Source organism: Psychrobacillus sp. NPDC096389 (assembly GCF_044762855.1).
Classification (GTDB): Bacteria; Bacillota; Bacilli; order Bacillales_A; family Planococcaceae; genus Psychrobacillus.
On record NZ_JBIWFB010000001.1, the window covers coordinates 729,281 to 744,997 of the forward strand.

General features: G+C 38.5%; 13 protein-coding genes. 10 read left to right on the forward strand and 3 right to left on the reverse strand.

Annotated elements, in window-relative coordinates; translation table 11 throughout:
• Positions 1-14 precede the first annotated feature (14 nt).
• The 6 genes from galU (at position 15) to ACIQ38_RS03445 (ending at position 8,663) form a co-directional block, all read left to right on the forward strand.
• Positions 15-878 (forward strand): UTP--glucose-1-phosphate uridylyltransferase GalU, encoded by an 864-nt coding sequence (gene galU / locus ACIQ38_RS03420; RefSeq protein ID WP_402817994.1) that lies wholly within the window; start codon positions 15-17, stop codon positions 876-878.
• Between the two features lie 13 nt (positions 879-891).
• Positions 892-2,112: a glycosyltransferase family 4 protein gene (locus ACIQ38_RS03425; protein ID WP_402817997.1), complete on the forward strand. Its 1,221-nt coding sequence runs from the start codon at positions 892-894 to the stop codon at positions 2,110-2,112.
• 80 nt (positions 2,113-2,192) lie between these two features.
• The gene (locus tag ACIQ38_RS03430; RefSeq protein ID WP_402818000.1) at positions 2,193-3,236 is read left to right on the forward strand and encodes an LCP family protein; all 1,044 of its coding nucleotides are present in this window, start codon (positions 2,193-2,195) and stop codon (positions 3,234-3,236) included.
• A 624-nt stretch (positions 3,237-3,860) separates the two neighbouring features.
• A complete protein-coding gene (locus ACIQ38_RS03435; RefSeq protein WP_402818003.1) occupies positions 3,861-6,404 on the forward strand; it encodes an N-acetylmuramoyl-L-alanine amidase in 2,544 nt (847 codons plus the stop codon).
• 18 nt (positions 6,405-6,422) lie between these two features.
• The gene (locus tag ACIQ38_RS03440; RefSeq protein WP_402818006.1) at positions 6,423-7,127 is read left to right on the forward strand and encodes an SH3 domain-containing protein; all 705 of its coding nucleotides are present in this window, start codon (positions 6,423-6,425) and stop codon (positions 7,125-7,127) included.
• A complete protein-coding gene (locus ACIQ38_RS03445; RefSeq protein ID WP_402818009.1) occupies positions 7,128-8,663 on the forward strand; it encodes a SpoIID/LytB domain-containing protein in 1,536 nt (511 codons plus the stop codon).
• 57 nt (positions 8,664-8,720) lie between these two features.
• Here the strand turns inward: ACIQ38_RS03445 and ACIQ38_RS03450 are convergent, their stop codons facing one another.
• Entirely contained in the window at positions 8,721-9,878 is a 1,158-nt protein-coding gene (locus ACIQ38_RS03450) for a CAP domain-containing protein (RefSeq protein WP_402818012.1), read from the reverse strand.
• A 28-nt stretch (positions 9,879-9,906) separates the two neighbouring features.
• Positions 9,907-10,542 (reverse strand): YigZ family protein, encoded by a 636-nt coding sequence (locus ACIQ38_RS03455; protein WP_402818014.1) that lies wholly within the window; start codon positions 10,540-10,542, stop codon positions 9,907-9,909.
• A gap of 138 nt (positions 10,543-10,680) precedes the next feature.
• On the opposite strand from ACIQ38_RS03455, the gene ACIQ38_RS03460 reads away from it, so the two are divergent.
• Positions 10,681-11,826, forward strand: coding sequence for a sensor histidine kinase (locus tag ACIQ38_RS03460; RefSeq protein WP_402818017.1), 1,146 nt, complete (start codon positions 10,681-10,683; stop codon positions 11,824-11,826).
• A 35-nt stretch (positions 11,827-11,861) separates the two neighbouring features.
• Complete coding sequence (locus tag ACIQ38_RS03465) at positions 11,862-12,536, forward strand: response regulator (RefSeq protein WP_402818020.1); 675 nt, start codon at positions 11,862-11,864, stop codon at positions 12,534-12,536.
• Between the two features lie 533 nt (positions 12,537-13,069).
• Here ACIQ38_RS03465 and ACIQ38_RS03470 read toward each other — a convergent pair.
• Positions 13,070-14,005, reverse strand: coding sequence for an NERD domain-containing protein (locus ACIQ38_RS03470; RefSeq protein WP_402818023.1), 936 nt, complete (start codon positions 14,003-14,005; stop codon positions 13,070-13,072).
• A gap of 134 nt (positions 14,006-14,139) precedes the next feature.
• Between ACIQ38_RS03470 and ACIQ38_RS03475 the strand changes: the two genes are divergently transcribed.
• Positions 14,140-14,718 carry a DUF4440 domain-containing protein gene (locus ACIQ38_RS03475; RefSeq protein WP_402818026.1) on the forward strand — a complete coding sequence of 193 codons (579 nt, stop codon included), beginning with the start codon at positions 14,140-14,142 and terminating at the stop codon, positions 14,716-14,718.
• A 105-nt stretch (positions 14,719-14,823) separates the two neighbouring features.
• Positions 14,824-15,669: a DegV family protein gene (locus ACIQ38_RS03480; RefSeq protein ID WP_402819584.1), complete on the forward strand. Its 846-nt coding sequence runs from the start codon at positions 14,824-14,826 to the stop codon at positions 15,667-15,669.
• Positions 15,670-15,717 lie beyond the last annotated feature (48 nt).

Here is a 15,717-nt window from a genome sequence, read left to right on the forward strand (position 1 = left end):
GAAGGTGATGGAATATGATAAAAAAAGCGGTCATTCCTGCAGCAGGATTTGGAACTCGTTTCTTACCTGCCACGAAAGCTTTACCGAAAGAAATGCTACCAATCGTAGACAAACCAAACTTACAATACATTATTGAAGAAGCAATCGCTTCTGGCATTGAAGATATTATTATCGTCACTGGACGTAATAAAAAATCAATGGAAGATCATTTTGATAAATCAATCGAATTAGAGCTTCTGTTGAAAAAAACAGGCAAACATGAATTACTTGAAACGGTAGAAAATATTTCAAACTTAGTGGACATTCATTATATGCGTCAAAAAGAACCACTAGGACTTGGCCATGCTATTTTATGTACGAAAAAATTCATCGGCAACGAACCATTTGCTGTGCTACTTCCAGATGATATTATTGATGCAGAAGTACCAGCTTTAAAGCAAATGATTGAAAAATACGAAGAAGTTGAAAGCAGTATTTTAGGTGTCAATGAAGTTCCAGACGAAGACGTGCATAAATATGGAATCGTGGAATATAGTGAAGCGGATAATAATTTGTTTACAGTGAAGCGTTTAGTAGAAAAACCAGCCATTGAAGATGCACCATCTAACCAAGCGATTGTTGGTCGTTACATTTTATCACCTGCTATTTTCGATGAATTAGAAAAAGTACAACCAGATGCAAAAGGTGAAATACAGTTAACGGATGCTATTGATTCATTATTAGCAAAAGAATCTATTTACTCATACATATTCGATGGAACACGATATGATGTTGGAGATAAATTTGGATTTTTACAAGCGACTTTTGACTTCGCTTTAAAACGGGATGATCTAAGAGAGCCGTTACTTGCGTACTTGAAGAATAAATGGAAAGATTAAATCGGTGATTGTTATGCGTATCGTATATTTGTGTCAACACTTCCCACCTGAAACAGGTGCTCCACAAATCCGGGTATATGAGGTTAGTAAAGAACTACTTGCACAAGGACATGATATTCAAGTAGTAACTGCTTTTCCACATCACCCTCATGGGATTATTCCGGATGAGTATAAAGGAAAAAAATATGAATTTGAAAAATGGGACGGGATCCCTGTCCATCGTACATGGATTTACCCTTCTAAAAAGGGAACTTTTTATAAACGATTAGTGTCTTATTTTTCCTTCACATTTAGTTCTTTTTACGGACTAATGAAAGCAGGGAAAGTAGATGTCATTATTGTAAACTCGCCACCAATCTTTTTAGGGTTAACGGGACTACTAAGTGCCAAACTAAAAGGAGCGAAGTTTGTATTCAATGTAGCGGATGTTTGGCCAGAATCTGCGGTGAAACTAGGACTTGTAAAAAATAAGTTTTTTATTAAACTGGCTGAAATTTTAGAGTCCTTTTTATACAAACATTCTTGGAAAATTGCCACTGCCACAGATGGTATTAAATCTTATATTATTAATCATTCACAGCCAGAAGAAAAAGTATTTGTTTTACCAAATGGCGTAAACACAAACTTTTTTCAACCTGAAGAAAAAAACGCGGAATATGTAGAGAAGTATGGATTGCAAGATAAATTTGTTTTTGCCTATGGTGGAAATTTAGGTTATGCACAAGGACTAGAGTTTATATTATATGCGGCTAAAAAAATGCAAGAAACAGTTCCACATGCACATTTTTTAATTGCAGGAGCAGGACCGGAAGAAGAAAAACTTCATCAGTTAGCGAAAGAATTAGGTCTTTTCAATTTAACGTTCTTAGGACATTTACCTTTAAAAGAAATGCCGAAATTATTTTCAGTAACGGATGTTAGCATCGTGCCATTACGCGATATCGCTTTGTTTGAAGGGGCACGTCCATCTAAAATTTTCCCAGCAGCGTCTTCGGGCGTTCCCGTTCTTTACTGCGGAAAAGGGGAAAGTGCTGAAATCGTGACGAAGAACAACATTGGCTTAGTCGCAAAGCCAGAAAATGTCGATTCCATCGCAGAAACAATGTTCGAATTTGTCGAGATGGATGATGAAAATAGAAGAAAAATGAAAGAAAGTGGAAGACGTCTAGCTTTAAATGAGTATAGTTGGACTTCGATTGTAAAAGATCTTTTGCATAACCTTACGAAGAAGTAATGGTCTTTTCCATATACATAGAGCATAAATTTATGTATAATTGGTGAGATTATATTTTAACAGTAAAGTAGGGAAGTATTATGACTACTTCACGTCAAAAAAAGCGAAAAACAAAGACGAGAAGAAAAATATTATATACAATACTTATCATTTCGATGGTGCTTTTCTCTGGAGTTGTTGTGTTTGCCACAAATCTTTCTCTTCAGACAAAAAATGCAATAAATAAAATATACGAACCATTGGATAAAGACATAAATCCAAAAGAAGAAGTGGAAAACAAAATCGAAAGTGCCAAGGCAGAAGACTCTGCTTTTACCATATTACTAGCCGGAATCGAAAATGAGGAAAAAGCCAAATATGGAAGATCCGATGTATTAATCTTGGCTACAATAAATCCGAAAACAGAAAAAATCTCAATGGTAAGCGTCCCACGAGATTCTAGAGTGTATATCCCTGATTTAGGATACCAAGATAAAATAAATCACTCATACGCTTTCGGTGGAATAAACTACACGATTAATACTTTGGAAGATATATTAGATATTCCAATCGACTATTATGTTTCAACTGACTTCCAAGGATTTGAAGATATCGTAGACACAGTAGGCGGAGTAGATGTAGAAGTTCCATTTACGTTCAGTGCTCAACTGACAGGAAGTTTAAAGTGGAAGAAGTATACAGAAGGGCCGATGTTCTTAAACGGAAACGAAGCACTTGCATACGTTCGCATGCGTAAAAAAGATCCTCAAGGGGATGCCGGACGTAATATCCGACAAAAACAAGTAATCCAAGAGATTATTAACAAGGCGACAAGTATCAGTAATATTGGCAACATCGACGATATGATCAAAGACGTTGGAAATAATGTTAAAACGAATATTCCATCTTCCGAATATTTTAGTTTGATCAAAACATATCAAAACTTAAAATCATCACCAATCGAGCAACTTCAACTAGAAGGCTACGATACGATGATACGAGGAGTATCCTATTTTATAATAGATGAAGATTCTCTCGAAGAAATAAAGAAACAACTGCAACTCAATTTAGATGATTTTGGACAAAACGCACAAAGCGAAATTCCAAAAACTAAGACTGTCCATGATTTAACAATAGGAAATTAAAACGAACAGCCTGGAAACGGGCTGTTTTTTTTGTTTGGAGACAAAAAAGTGTAGGAAGAGGTATCTTGCGATTTTAGGCGTGCATCTTGCTATTAGTGCCTCTTATCTTTCAATTATAAAGGGGGGATTTGCGATTAGTAGCCCCTATTTTGCGGTTCTCGCATATTATCTTGCGATTTCACCATATTTTGCGCAAATATATTTTTTACTAAAAAAAGCAGAGTATTTAATAGATTTTACTTCATAGGGAAGGGGTATCTTGCGGTTAGTGCCCCCTATCTTGCGATTCCCTAGGAACATCTTGCGATTAGTAGCCTCTACTTTGCGATTCTAGCATACGATCTTGCAATTTGAGGTCGCTATCTTCCAATCCGCAACCCCCATCCATACCATATTATAGAAATTAATAAAAGAGAAATCCTGGAAACAAAGGTGGACACTAGTAAACTCTAATCCAAGTCAAAAGCCCTTCACATAAACGGAAATCAGCATTTCAGATATTACGACACAATTCTTTTTTCTATATTACATTTCTATTACATTGGATTTAATTACATTAGTTGGATTGTTTTATGGGGATATGTGGATTAAAATGAAGAAAACACACGTTTCAAGGAGGAACAAATGAAAAAAGTAATCGCATCATCTGTCTTAGCAACTTCTGTTCTTTTGCCACTAAATCTTCTTGCGAATGATTCACCAACAGCATATGCTACTTCCAATACAACTGTCGTATTAGACCAAATTGTAGGCTCGAAAGCGCAAATTAACGCGACCAATGTCAATGTACGCACTGGTGCTGGCACGGAATTTGATAGCATCGCAAAAGTAAATACTGGTCAAGCTGTGTCTATAATTGGCTATGAGAAAAATAGTAAAGGAGAAGCTTGGTATAAAGTTTCCTATAATGATACAGAAGGTTGGGTTATTAGTGACTATATAAAACCAATCGCACAAACTGCCGTGAAAGCAGCATCAGCATCTACTGGCATTTCTTACGCTGGCACTACCCAAAAAATAGGGAAAAATGCAGCCAATATGCGCAGCGGTGCAACAACTTCCTATAAAGTAGTAGCTACCATTCCAGCGGGCACTTCATTGAAAGTATTAAGTGCATTTACGAACGCACAAAATGAAGTATGGTTTAACGTGGAATATAACGGTAAAAAAGGCTGGGTCACATCTGAATTATTTGCATTAAATGCAACAGCTGGCGAAACTGCAACTTCGATGAAAGTGGTGCAACAAGCAACTGTCCATAAGGGAGCGACAACTAGTTATGCAGTCGTTTCCACAGTAAAACCTGGGACAACTCTTGTAATCCATCAAGAATTTATAAATGCTGCTAAAGAAAAATGGGTGCAAGTGACTTATGCAACTGGTAAAAAAGGGTGGATGCTAGCTTCTGCATTCGAAGAATCATCCATTGCAAGTAAAGTAGTTAGCAAAACATCTACTGTTCACTCTGGCGCAACGAAAAGCTATAAAACTGTAGCAACGATTCAAGTTGGAACAAAACTATCAATCCATCAAGAGTTTACAAACGCTTCCAAAGAAAAATGGTACCAAGTAAGTTATGCAGTAGGTAAAAAAGGGTGGATTCCTGCAGATGCATTTGAAACTGTTTCTACTGTACCCGAAAATCCAACGCCTGAAACTCCATCTACAGATGCTAATGTAGTAGAAGAGAATAATAGCTTGCAAATTTCTGTATCTGTTGCAAATATGCGTTCAGGTCCAGGCACTGATTTCGATGTAGTGACACAATCGAGACTAAATGATCGATTCGAGTCAACACAATATGCAACTGACGCAAAATCAGAGAAATGGTTTAAAGTAAGCACGACAAGCGGTGATGCTTGGTTACATCAATCGGTTGTGTCTATTGTAGATGCTGTTGAAGAAACACCAATTGTTACACCAGGTGCAGGAGAAAAAGGAACGATTAAAAGAGCGAATGCGTTATTGTACGCAAACAGTAATTATAATTCTGCAGTTTTACAAGGTCTTGCTAAAAACACAAGCTTTACCGTTTTAAACAAATTAGCCGCAACAGACGGCACTACTTGGCTACAAATCAATGCAGGTGGGAAAGAAGGCTGGATTCCAGACTTTGAAGTAAATGAAAATATTCCTACTAAATATGGTACGAAAACAGCTACTGTTTACAATGGCGCAAGTGCTACTGCGAAAAAAGTGGATACCATCTATTTAAGCACACCAGTACGAGTGCTTCGTTCATTGAATGGCTGGTTAAATATTGAAACACAAAGTGAAAAACGTGGTTGGATTCAAGCTTCTATGCTTTCAGATATTTCACCGATCCAACTAACGAATGGTCGAACTGAAGTAAGAAATGGTCAAAACTATGTAGTATGGTCGAAACCATCTAAATTCGATATAACTTATTCAACGCCATCTGCCAATGTTTTACGCATATTTGGTAATCTATCAGATATAAACGAGATTAAATCATCTGTTACTGGTGTGAAAAGTATGAAAGTGGAAAAAGTATCTGGTGGTACTTCCGTTCTACTGATCACGTTTGACCCGAATTACACTTATACAATTCGAGATTACGATAAAGAATTGACGATTAAAGTAGTCCCAAAAGGATTAGCTGGTAAGAAAATCATCTTAGATGCAGGACATGGTGCAAAAGATCCTGGAGCAATAGGACCAAATGGAAAGAGAGAAAAAGACGTGGTGCTTGCAACTGCCAAAGCTTTACAAGCAGAGCTAGAAGCTGCTGGAGCAGAAGTGGTATTAACGAGAAGCACAGATGTGTTTTTAGAGTTAAAACAACGCACAGATATTGCAAACAAATCGGATTACGATGCGTTTATTAGTCTACACGCCGATGCATTTAATGCTTCTTCTAAAGGAACGACAACGTATTACAATGCAACGGTTAACTTTAATGGTCCGAGAAGCCTGACGTTAGCAAAAAGCATCCAATCGGACTTAGTAAAAGCAATAGGTACGTATAATCGCGGAGTAAAAGAAAATGTATTTTACGTCAATCGTATGAACGAACTTCCTTCTGTTCTTGTGGAGCTTGCATTTATATCGAATCCAACGGAAGAAGCACAACTAGCTTCAGCCGCATTCCAGAAAAAAGCAGCAGCAGGAATTCGACAAGGATTAGAAAACTATTTCAAACAATAAGAGGGAGAATTGTATACGATGAAAAAGAAACTTTGGGTAACTTTAGGAGCAGTACTAGGTTTAAGTTTACTATTAACAATCACGTTGCCTAGCGCAACAAAAGCAAATTCTAACCTGTTACTTGCTTCGGTAGAATGGGTACAAGCTCAACTAAATCCGATCAACTCAAAAGTGACAGCACTAGAAAAACAAGTAGCAGAACAAGATGCGATCATCAAGCAATTACAAAAAGCAGTTGCTGAAGGTGGAACAGTTGTAACACCACCAACTACTACAACACCTGATCCTTCTACTGGTCTTCCGACAACTGTGTATACAACGAGCAGTAACGTAAAAGTACATAGTGGCGCAACACGCGACTACAAAGTACTAGCAACTTTCGGAGCAAACAAAGGATTAAAAGTGAGCGACCAACATAAAGCAGCTACTGGTATATGGTACCGCGTAGAAGTTTCTGCAACTGTAAAAGGCTGGGTGTTCTCAGGTGATGTAACTACAACAAAACCAAGTAATGTCGTACCTTCAGAAGTTGTAACAAAACAAGCAGTGAACGTAAGAAAAGGTGCTACTACGAACTACGCATCACTTGAATTAGTTGCAAAAGGCACTACTCTAAAATATTTAGACTCATTCAAAAATGCAAACGGTGAAATATGGTACAACGTGCAAACAGCTAAAGGAACTAAAGGTTGGGTGCTAAGTACGCTAACTGAGGTGAAATAATTGTTTAAACAAATAATAACGGGTCTATCAGTAGTGGCACTTAGTTTAGCAGTTTCGAATACAGCATTTGCATACAAGCAAGAAAGTTATTCTAAGCAAGTTCAAGTAGAAGTACACAACGCTTCTACGACTTCGCTTCACTTAACTGGTGTCTATAAATTAGAAAACTTAACGACAAAAGAAATGTTTTTTGCATTACCAAATACACCTGTTACATTTTCGCAAGTAAACGGGGAGGTATCGATTTACCAAACAGGTTCTTCGATGTTTTCTGCGAACGGTTTTGCACTACATGCAATAACTGGTAATGAAAAAATAGTTGTCTTCACATCGGATGTCGATGGGAAAAAAGGTGCCACTGCTGATTATGAAACAGTAAAGTCATATAAAGCATTTCAAGGTGCCAACTTTGTAAATGAATTTACGAATGCAAACGGCGAAGTATGGTACTCGATTACAGACGAACAAGGTGTATCTTCTTGGGTACCAGCAGCATCTGCAAAAGTAGCAGAAGTTTCATCACAACCACTTGGGAAAACTCCGAATGGTACACAATTTCGAGGAAGCTTTAGTGTTGTAAAAGCAGGTGCTAGCGTACAAATCGTCAATCGACTAGACATGGAAAACTACTTAAAAGGAGTTATTCCAAACGAATCATACGCATCTTGGCATCAAGAAGCATTAAAAGCACAAACTGTTGCTGCAAGAAGTTATACGTTAAGTAAAGCAGGCATCCTAAGCAGTACAACAAAAGACCAAATGTATAAAGGCTATACATCTGAACAAAAAAGCACGAACTCAGCTGTAGATGCTACAAAAGATTTAGTTATCAAGTCAAACGGTAAACTTGTACAAGCATATTACTATGCTGCAAGCGGAGGTAAAACAGCGAATATCGGGGAAGTTTGGGACACTGCTCAAGTTCCACAATTCGTATCTGTAGATGATTCAATCGAAAAATCACCGTACGATAACTGGTCAGTGACAATTCCTACGGCAAATATTCTAAAGAAATTTGGATTCAGTGCAACCGATGCTTTATTAGATATAAAGCTAACAAAAGGTGGTTCTAATGGAGAAGTAACAGCAGTAACCGCTGTAACGACTTCAGGAGAAAAAACGATTAAAGGCAATGAAACTGTGATGAGAAACGTATTTTTAGATGCAAATAATGCATCCTTAAAATCTAGCTGGTATGATATAAGTTTCAATAAACCATCTGGCGGCATCACAGAACTTTCCGTACAACAAACAAATGGTACAACAGATATCACTTCCTTAACAGGTGTATCCGTACAAACTGCAACAGGTGTGGAAACAATTCCAAATGGCGATATCAATATCCAAACAAACGAAGGAATTGTATCCACAACCGGCGCAACTAGCGGCATCGATTCAGTTACAGTAAAAGGTAAGGGATATGGCCACCGTATCGGTATGAGCCAATGGGGAGCAAAAGCCCGCGCTGACGCAGGCTGGACATACGACCGCATCCTAAAGCACTATTACCAAGGCACAACAATCGAGAAGTATTAAAAAAAGTAGAGTGAGAATCTTCATGATTCTTACTCTACTTTTTTAGTATTAACCTAGTCATGGCTTAATAAAATTCTCCGTATAATACGGAATCGAACCATACGTCCACTTAGCAAAAAACACACCAACACCTACATGCGTATACGCAGTACTCACAATATTCTTTCGGTGCCCAAGCGAATTCATCAACGCCTCATGCGCAAAATACGAATTCGTATAACCAGTCGCTATATTCTCTCCCGCATTTCTGAACGTCACCCCATCCGATGCAAGTCGATCAAATGGCGATTGCCCCTTCAAATTATCATGACTAAAATACTCATACGTCCCCATATCTACACTATGCTTTCTAGCAACTGCCGCTACTTTCGAAGCATTTTGCAAAACAGGAACACCTTGAACCTTTCGTTCCGCATTAATTAATTCGAATAATAAAGTCTCATAACTTGCTTCCAAAGAAGTAGATTTTTTCGGATATAAATTCGGGTTTTTATTCATTAGCTGATAATCTACTAATAGAATGGCAGAAATCTTATTGTCATTATGTACATCGATAAAAAAGTTCGCCTCATATTTTGGCAATTGGTACGTGATGATTTCCACAGGATACGTGTTACCGGTCGTTTCATAATTCGTCCCTAGCTTGTTCTCTAAATCCCTAATTGTATTGGTAACCGAAATACCATTTACTTGGTAGTGCTTATCTTTCGTATAAAGTGACGAAATCTTATTGTTTAGGAAACTAATAGCATAAAAATTTTGATAGTTTTGGTGATAAAGAGAGGTGGAAGTTCCAAATTCATTGATCACCTTTTTTTGTGCTGTCCCAAGCTTAGTTGCAACAGATGTTGCCGAATCCCCGATTGTAAAAGAACTAGACGCATTTTTGGCACAAGTCAATTTGTGCTTGGAAGGCGTTTGATACAAAATAGAAGAGTCCTCCTTAATAACTAAGCCACCGCCAAGATGGTAGTAGGTCGATCTATTTGCATAGACGCGATAATTTTCACCAGGTTGGACCGTTCGAGAAAATTCGAAAGTTCCGTGAACATTTTTGTAAATTGTCGTCGGTTTTTGAATGAGCACTCGCCCGATTTGCCCTGACTTGAGTTCCACGCCGTCCCAAGAGACAGGTGTTGGACAGGCTGCAGAAGAAATCATAGGAGCCATACTTAAACTAAAAAGCAACAGGATTAATATGGATATCTTTTTCATGTCATCACCTCTTATGTAAAAGTATAATTCAATTCACAACAAATTCCAAAAATTCTTTTTCGACAACTTCTATAATTCCTTGCCCATTCGTCATTTCCGTTATCCAGTCTGTAAATACCATTTCCTCATTTGCTTTTGTATAAACAAAAAATTCCACCGTCTCTGCATAATTGATTTCTTTCAGTGGGTAGTTTGAATTGCGAATTTCATTTTCCACTTTGCCAAGCCATGCGTAATCAACCTGGATTTTCATTAAATGATGCAACTTTCGCTCTACTACTTTTGCTGCGTCTATTCCTTCTGTCGTCGCTTTTCCATACGCCCGAATCAGTCCTCCACCACCAAGTTTAATACCTCCAAAGTAACGTGTGACAACTACTACTGTATCTTTCAATCCTTGTTTTTTTAGCACTTCAAGCATAGGAACCCCTGCAGTACCACTCGGTTCCCCATCATCATTCGCTTTTTGGATATTATCATGCTCCCCAATTATGTATGCCGAACAGTTATGAGTAGCATCTCTATGTAGTTGTTTGATATTATTAATAAAATCCTGAGCTTCCTGCTCGGTTTCGGCACGGTTGACAAATGTAAGAAAGCGGGACTTCTGAATGATAATTTCACTCTCCCCGTAACCTTTTACTGTCTGGTAATCATTTCTCATAAAAAATTCCTCCCTGTATCATTTGAAATATACTTGTAAAGTAATTTTAATTTATTTTTAGTTATTAAGTGCTATAATAAAGTTTGTCAGCATTTATGAATGGAGACTCATTTGCATGCTAAAAGGAGAAAAAAACAGATGACGAAAAAGAATGTGAATACTCAATCGTTAGATGTTATTTTCGATCGAATGGTCGAAGTGATGGATCATTCGAAAAGGGATATATTCATTATAAGCGAACAAAGTCGACAAAGCTTCGAAGAAATGAAAGTTGAGTTAGAAATAATTCGAAGTAATATCGAAGCGGTCATTTTAGAAGGCGATACGCTTGAAGCGAACTCAAGGCTGGCACGGAATCGATTAGCCGAAGTCTCAAAAAACTTTGACTCGTATGATGAACCGCAAGTCCGCCACGCATACGAAACTGCAAACGACCTTCAAATTAACCTTTTGATTAAACGAAATGAAGAAAAGCAGTTAAGACAACGAAGAGATGAGTTAGAACGCAGATTACAGGGCCTTTTAGAAATGATTGAGCGGGCCGATCAATTAGTTAACCAAGTAAATATCGTGATGAATTATTTAACATCTGACTTGAAAAATGTAGGAGAAGCACTAGAAAATGCTAAGATTAAACAAGATTTCACACTAAAAATTATCGAAGCACAAGAGGAAGAACGTAAAAGACTTTCTCGTGAAATACATGATGGGCCTGCACAAATGCTTGCCAATGTATTACTTAGAACTGATTTGATCAATCTTACATACGAGCAGCGTGGTGGAGACGAAGCGATGAAAGAAATTATCGATCTAAAGTCAATGGTTCGTGATGCGCTTTCAGAAGTTCGTCGAATCATTTACGATCTTCGTCCTATGGCACTCGATGATTTAGGACTAATTCCGACACTTCGAAAATACATATCAACGATAGAGGAATATAATCCATCAAAAACAATCAATTTTCAAGCATTCGGAGAAGATCAGCGGATGCCAACCAATTTCGAAGTAGCCATTTTCCGATTAGTACAAGAATGTTTAACAAACAGTATTAAGCATGGAAAGTTTAAAGAAGCATGGGTGAAAGTAGAATGGTTGCAACAAAAGATAAATATTATCGTCAAAGATAATGGGGTTGGCTTTGACCCACAAGTTGCAAAGGAAAAATCATTTGGTCTAATAGGCATGCAGGAACGAGTGGATTTGCTCGAAGGAACGATGAAAATCATCTCTTCCCCAGGCAAAGGAACAACCATTTTGTTTAGCATTCCGATCAAAGAGGAATAATAACAATTGCGCTTTTATTTTAGGAGGAAATGAACATGACAAAAATTATCATTATAGATGATCACCAATTATTCCGTGAAGGAGTAAAACGTATTCTAGATTTCGAAGACACATTCGAAGTATTAGCAGAAGGCAACGACGGCAATGACGTACTTCGCCTTTACGAACAATACATTCCAGACGTAGTACTTATGGATATTAATATGCCGACCAAAAACGGGGTAGAAGCAACAGCGGAACTATTAGCAAAATTTCCAGAAGCAAAAGTAATCATCTTATCCATTCACGATGATGAATCATACGTATCCCACGCTCTAAAAACGGGTGCACTTGGATACATGCTAAAAGAAATGGATGCAAACGCCATCGTCTCTGCTATTAAAGTAGTAGCAAAAGGCGGCTCTTACTTACATCCAAAAGTAACACGCAACCTAGTAGCAGAATTCCGTCGCCTAAGCGAACGTGAAAACAAAGGAAACTTCCACCAAACAGAAATTCGTCGCCCATTCCACTTACTAACAAAGCGCGAATGCGAAGTACTCCAACTACTAACAGACGGCCAAAGCAACCGCACCATCGGAGAAACACTATTCATCTCCGAAAAAACAGTAAAAAATCACGTTTCCAGCATCTTACAAAAGATGAACGTAAACGACCGCACCCAAGCCGTAGTAACCGGCATCAAAAATGGCTGGGTAGAAGTACGATAATTATGATGAATCCTCTTGCCCTCGGGCAAGAGGATTTTTTGTGGAGAGAGGGTATGGATCTTGCGATTATGAGAGTCAATCTTGTGATTTGTAGCCTCTATTTTGCGATTCTGGTATAGTATCTTGGGATTCGAAGGTGCTACCTTGCGATTTGCAAAAAGTGTCAGCGGATCTTGCGATTAAGAGTGACTATCTTGCGATTTGTAGCCTCTATCTTGCGATTCTAGCATAGTATCTTGCCATTCGAAGATGGTACCTTGCGATTCACAAAAATTGTCAGTGGATTTTGCGATAAAGAGTGACTATCTTGCGATTCTAGCATTGTATCTTGCCATTCGAAGATGGTACCTTGTGATTCACAAAAATTGTCAGTGGATTTTGCGATAAAGAGTGATTATCTTGCGATTTGTAACCTCTATTTTGCGATTCTAGCATAGTATCTTGCGATTCCACGGCCCTACCTTGCGATTCACAAAAACTTCCACGACACACATCACATTTCACCACCCATCCAACAAAAAAAGAATCGATTTTCATCGATCCTTTTTCTCTGTATAAAATGTCTTAGGTCCAGCTCTATGAATCTGTAAATCCATACTACCCAACATACGAGAAGCTGCATAAACAGAATCTATCTGGCAAAAATCACGAAAATCTCTATTTCTCATTTCTTTACTTACCAACCAAAAGTACTCTTGTACAGCGGGTTTATGGGCATCGCGAGACTTGTGCTTACAACGAGTGCATGTCCAAACTTTGCCGGTTCGCTTCATGCCTAACGTGCTACATTTCGGACATTCCACTCCTCGTATCAACTCATTTGGAGAAATTTGATAACTTTCACAAAGCGGTCGATGGATAAAAGTAGATTGCTTTTTCCATATCATTTGTTCAATGAAATCCAGTTGTTCATTACTCAATCGATAAGAAGTAGGAAGTGCATACATCTGCAGGATTTTCTCAATAATACTTTCTAATTTGAAAATGGGATAATGGGCAGGTTTTTGACGGATTCTACAGGACTTGGCGGTTAAAACTACAGCACCTGTTACGTTCATTTCGGGGAAATTTAATAATTGGAAAAACTCTTTCATAAATCGGATATGTTTCATAAGTTGAAAATAAGGATTTCTATAAACTATTTCTCTACCATCTTTATCTACTTTATAAAACTCATCAGAATCCTCATTAAAATATAAGTCATTGCTAATATTTTTAGACTCTAATACGATGCAACATCGGTCAGTAACTATTAAACAATCCATTTGCACTTTCCATTCACCAGATTGCAATCCAACATCTGAGAAAACTCGATATGGTCCTGGCAAACGCAATTCATTTAATTTCTTTAATAGTCGATTTTCTCCACGAGCTCCAGACTCCATTTGGTGAATATCTTTCCTTATATCCCCCTCCTTAACATGTGGTATGCGCAATCTTTTCAATAAAGCATATTGTTTTTCTACCAATCTTTCAGCTCACCTCCTCCCAAAAATCATACAACAAACTATCAGAACATTCCACCTACTCTAACACGAAACCAAATAATTGAGTTTTCGTCATAAGTATGACAAAATATCCACAGCAGGAGGGAAATTCACATATGAAAATCATACAAACACTAACTATCGCAACCCTAGCACTACTTCTAGCGGCATGCAGTAGTACTGAAGATACAAATGAAAATACTGGCTCCGTAAACGACATCGCTCCAACAGATACCCAAAAAACGACAGACCACGGCGCAAACGACAAATCCGAAGTTGGCTTCGAAATGGCTGGTGGCAACATCGAAGAAGCAACAAACGTACCAGCAAAAGAAAAAGAAGCACTACTCACAGCATTCGATGAATACATGCAAGCTTTCAACGACGAAGACATCAATCGCTACATGAAGACCATCGCTAAAAATCCAGAAGGCTTCAACTACGACGATGAAAAAGTAGTCGTCGAGCAAACATTCAATGACTACGACACAATCCGAACAGCCGACAACACAACCATCATCAAATACGACAAAACACAAGCACAAGTTTTCGCAAACATCCATATCGCACTAGAACAACCAGATTCCGGTGCAAAACTGGAGCGTGAAGGTCGCCAAGTAACCGTATTCGTCAAAGAAGACGGCAAGTGGCTTGTCACAAGCGTGTACTTCATTGGAGACACAGCAACAGAATAAAACACACCCCGGGCATATATGACAAATATCATGTCGGGGGCATTTTTTTGCTTCCATTTCCTTCCCCAATTCAGTAATATTAACAATAGGAGTGTGATTCACAAAATGAAGACAGCAATCGTAACAGACAGCACCGCCTATATCCCAAAAGAAATTCGCGAAAAACTAGACATTCGCATGGTGCCACTTAGCGTTGTCATCGGAAACGACACTTACAAAGAAGAAATCGACATAAACGCAACGGAATTTTATGACAAAGTACGAAACGAGCGTACGTTACCAAAAACTTCGCAACCTGCTCTCGGAGACTTTGTCAGCACATTTGAAGAACTATCCAAAAACTACGACGCAGTCATTTCCATCCACCTATCGAGCGGCATTAGCGGAACACTAGCAGGTGCCAAACAAGCAGGGGAAATCGTGGACAACGTAAACGTATATACATTCGACTCGGAACTTTCCTGTATGGTACAAGGCTTCTACGTGCTCAAAGCCGCACAAATGGCAAAAGAAGGAGCACATCCTGAAGAAATTCTACAAGAACTAAGTGCGATGAAAGAAACAACCCGTGCCTACTTTATGGTGGACAACCTTGACCATCTGCACCGCGGTGGTCGCCTAAATGGCATCGAACGCGTCATTGGCAACGTCCTGCAAGTCAAACCAATCCTTCACTTCGAAAACAAAATCATCGTGCCATTCGAAAAAGTTCGCACACGTAAAAAAGCGATGAAACGCATTGCAGACCTTCTCCAAGAAGACGCAAACAAGCACGCAAAACTGCAAGCGACCATCATCCACGCAAACAACGAACAAGAAGCAATCGCATGGAAATCCGAGTTAGAAGCAAATCTACCAAACGTTGAATTCACGATAAGCTATTTCGGTCCCGTAATCGGCACGCACCTCGGCGAAGGCTCGATGGGTCTTGGATGGGTAAAAACCAACTAAGGAGAATGCCCATGGACCAACAACTGCAACAATTTCTCACTGGCCGCA

What these genes read in the sequence shown, in the direction of transcription:
- galU (WP_402817994.1), top strand. Translation starts at nt 15, where the DNA reads ATGATAAAAAAAGCGGTCATTCCTGCAGCAGGATTTGGAACTCGTTTC.
- ACIQ38_RS03425 (WP_402817997.1), top strand. Translation starts at nt 892, where the DNA reads ATGCGTATCGTATATTTGTGTCAACACTTCCCACCTGAAACAGGTGCT.
- ACIQ38_RS03465 (WP_402818020.1), top strand. Translation starts at nt 11,862, where the DNA reads ATGACAAAAATTATCATTATAGATGATCACCAATTATTCCGTGAAGGA.
- ACIQ38_RS03480 (WP_402819584.1), top strand. Translation starts at nt 14,824, where the DNA reads ATGAAGACAGCAATCGTAACAGACAGCACCGCCTATATCCCAAAAGAA.
- ACIQ38_RS03455 (WP_402818014.1), bottom strand. Translation starts at nt 10,542, where the DNA reads ATGAGAAATGATTACCAGACAGTAAAAGGTTACGGGGAGAGTGAAATT.
- ACIQ38_RS03435 (WP_402818003.1), top strand. Translation starts at nt 3,861, where the DNA reads ATGAAAAAAGTAATCGCATCATCTGTCTTAGCAACTTCTGTTCTTTTG.
- ACIQ38_RS03440 (WP_402818006.1), top strand. Translation starts at nt 6,423, where the DNA reads ATGAAAAAGAAACTTTGGGTAACTTTAGGAGCAGTACTAGGTTTAAGT.
- ACIQ38_RS03475 (WP_402818026.1), top strand. Translation starts at nt 14,140, where the DNA reads ATGAAAATCATACAAACACTAACTATCGCAACCCTAGCACTACTTCTA.
- ACIQ38_RS03450 (WP_402818012.1), bottom strand. Translation starts at nt 9,878, where the DNA reads ATGAAAAAGATATCCATATTAATCCTGTTGCTTTTTAGTTTAAGTATG.
- ACIQ38_RS03460 (WP_402818017.1), top strand. Translation starts at nt 10,681, where the DNA reads ATGACGAAAAAGAATGTGAATACTCAATCGTTAGATGTTATTTTCGAT.
- ACIQ38_RS03430 (WP_402818000.1), top strand. Translation starts at nt 2,193, where the DNA reads ATGACTACTTCACGTCAAAAAAAGCGAAAAACAAAGACGAGAAGAAAA.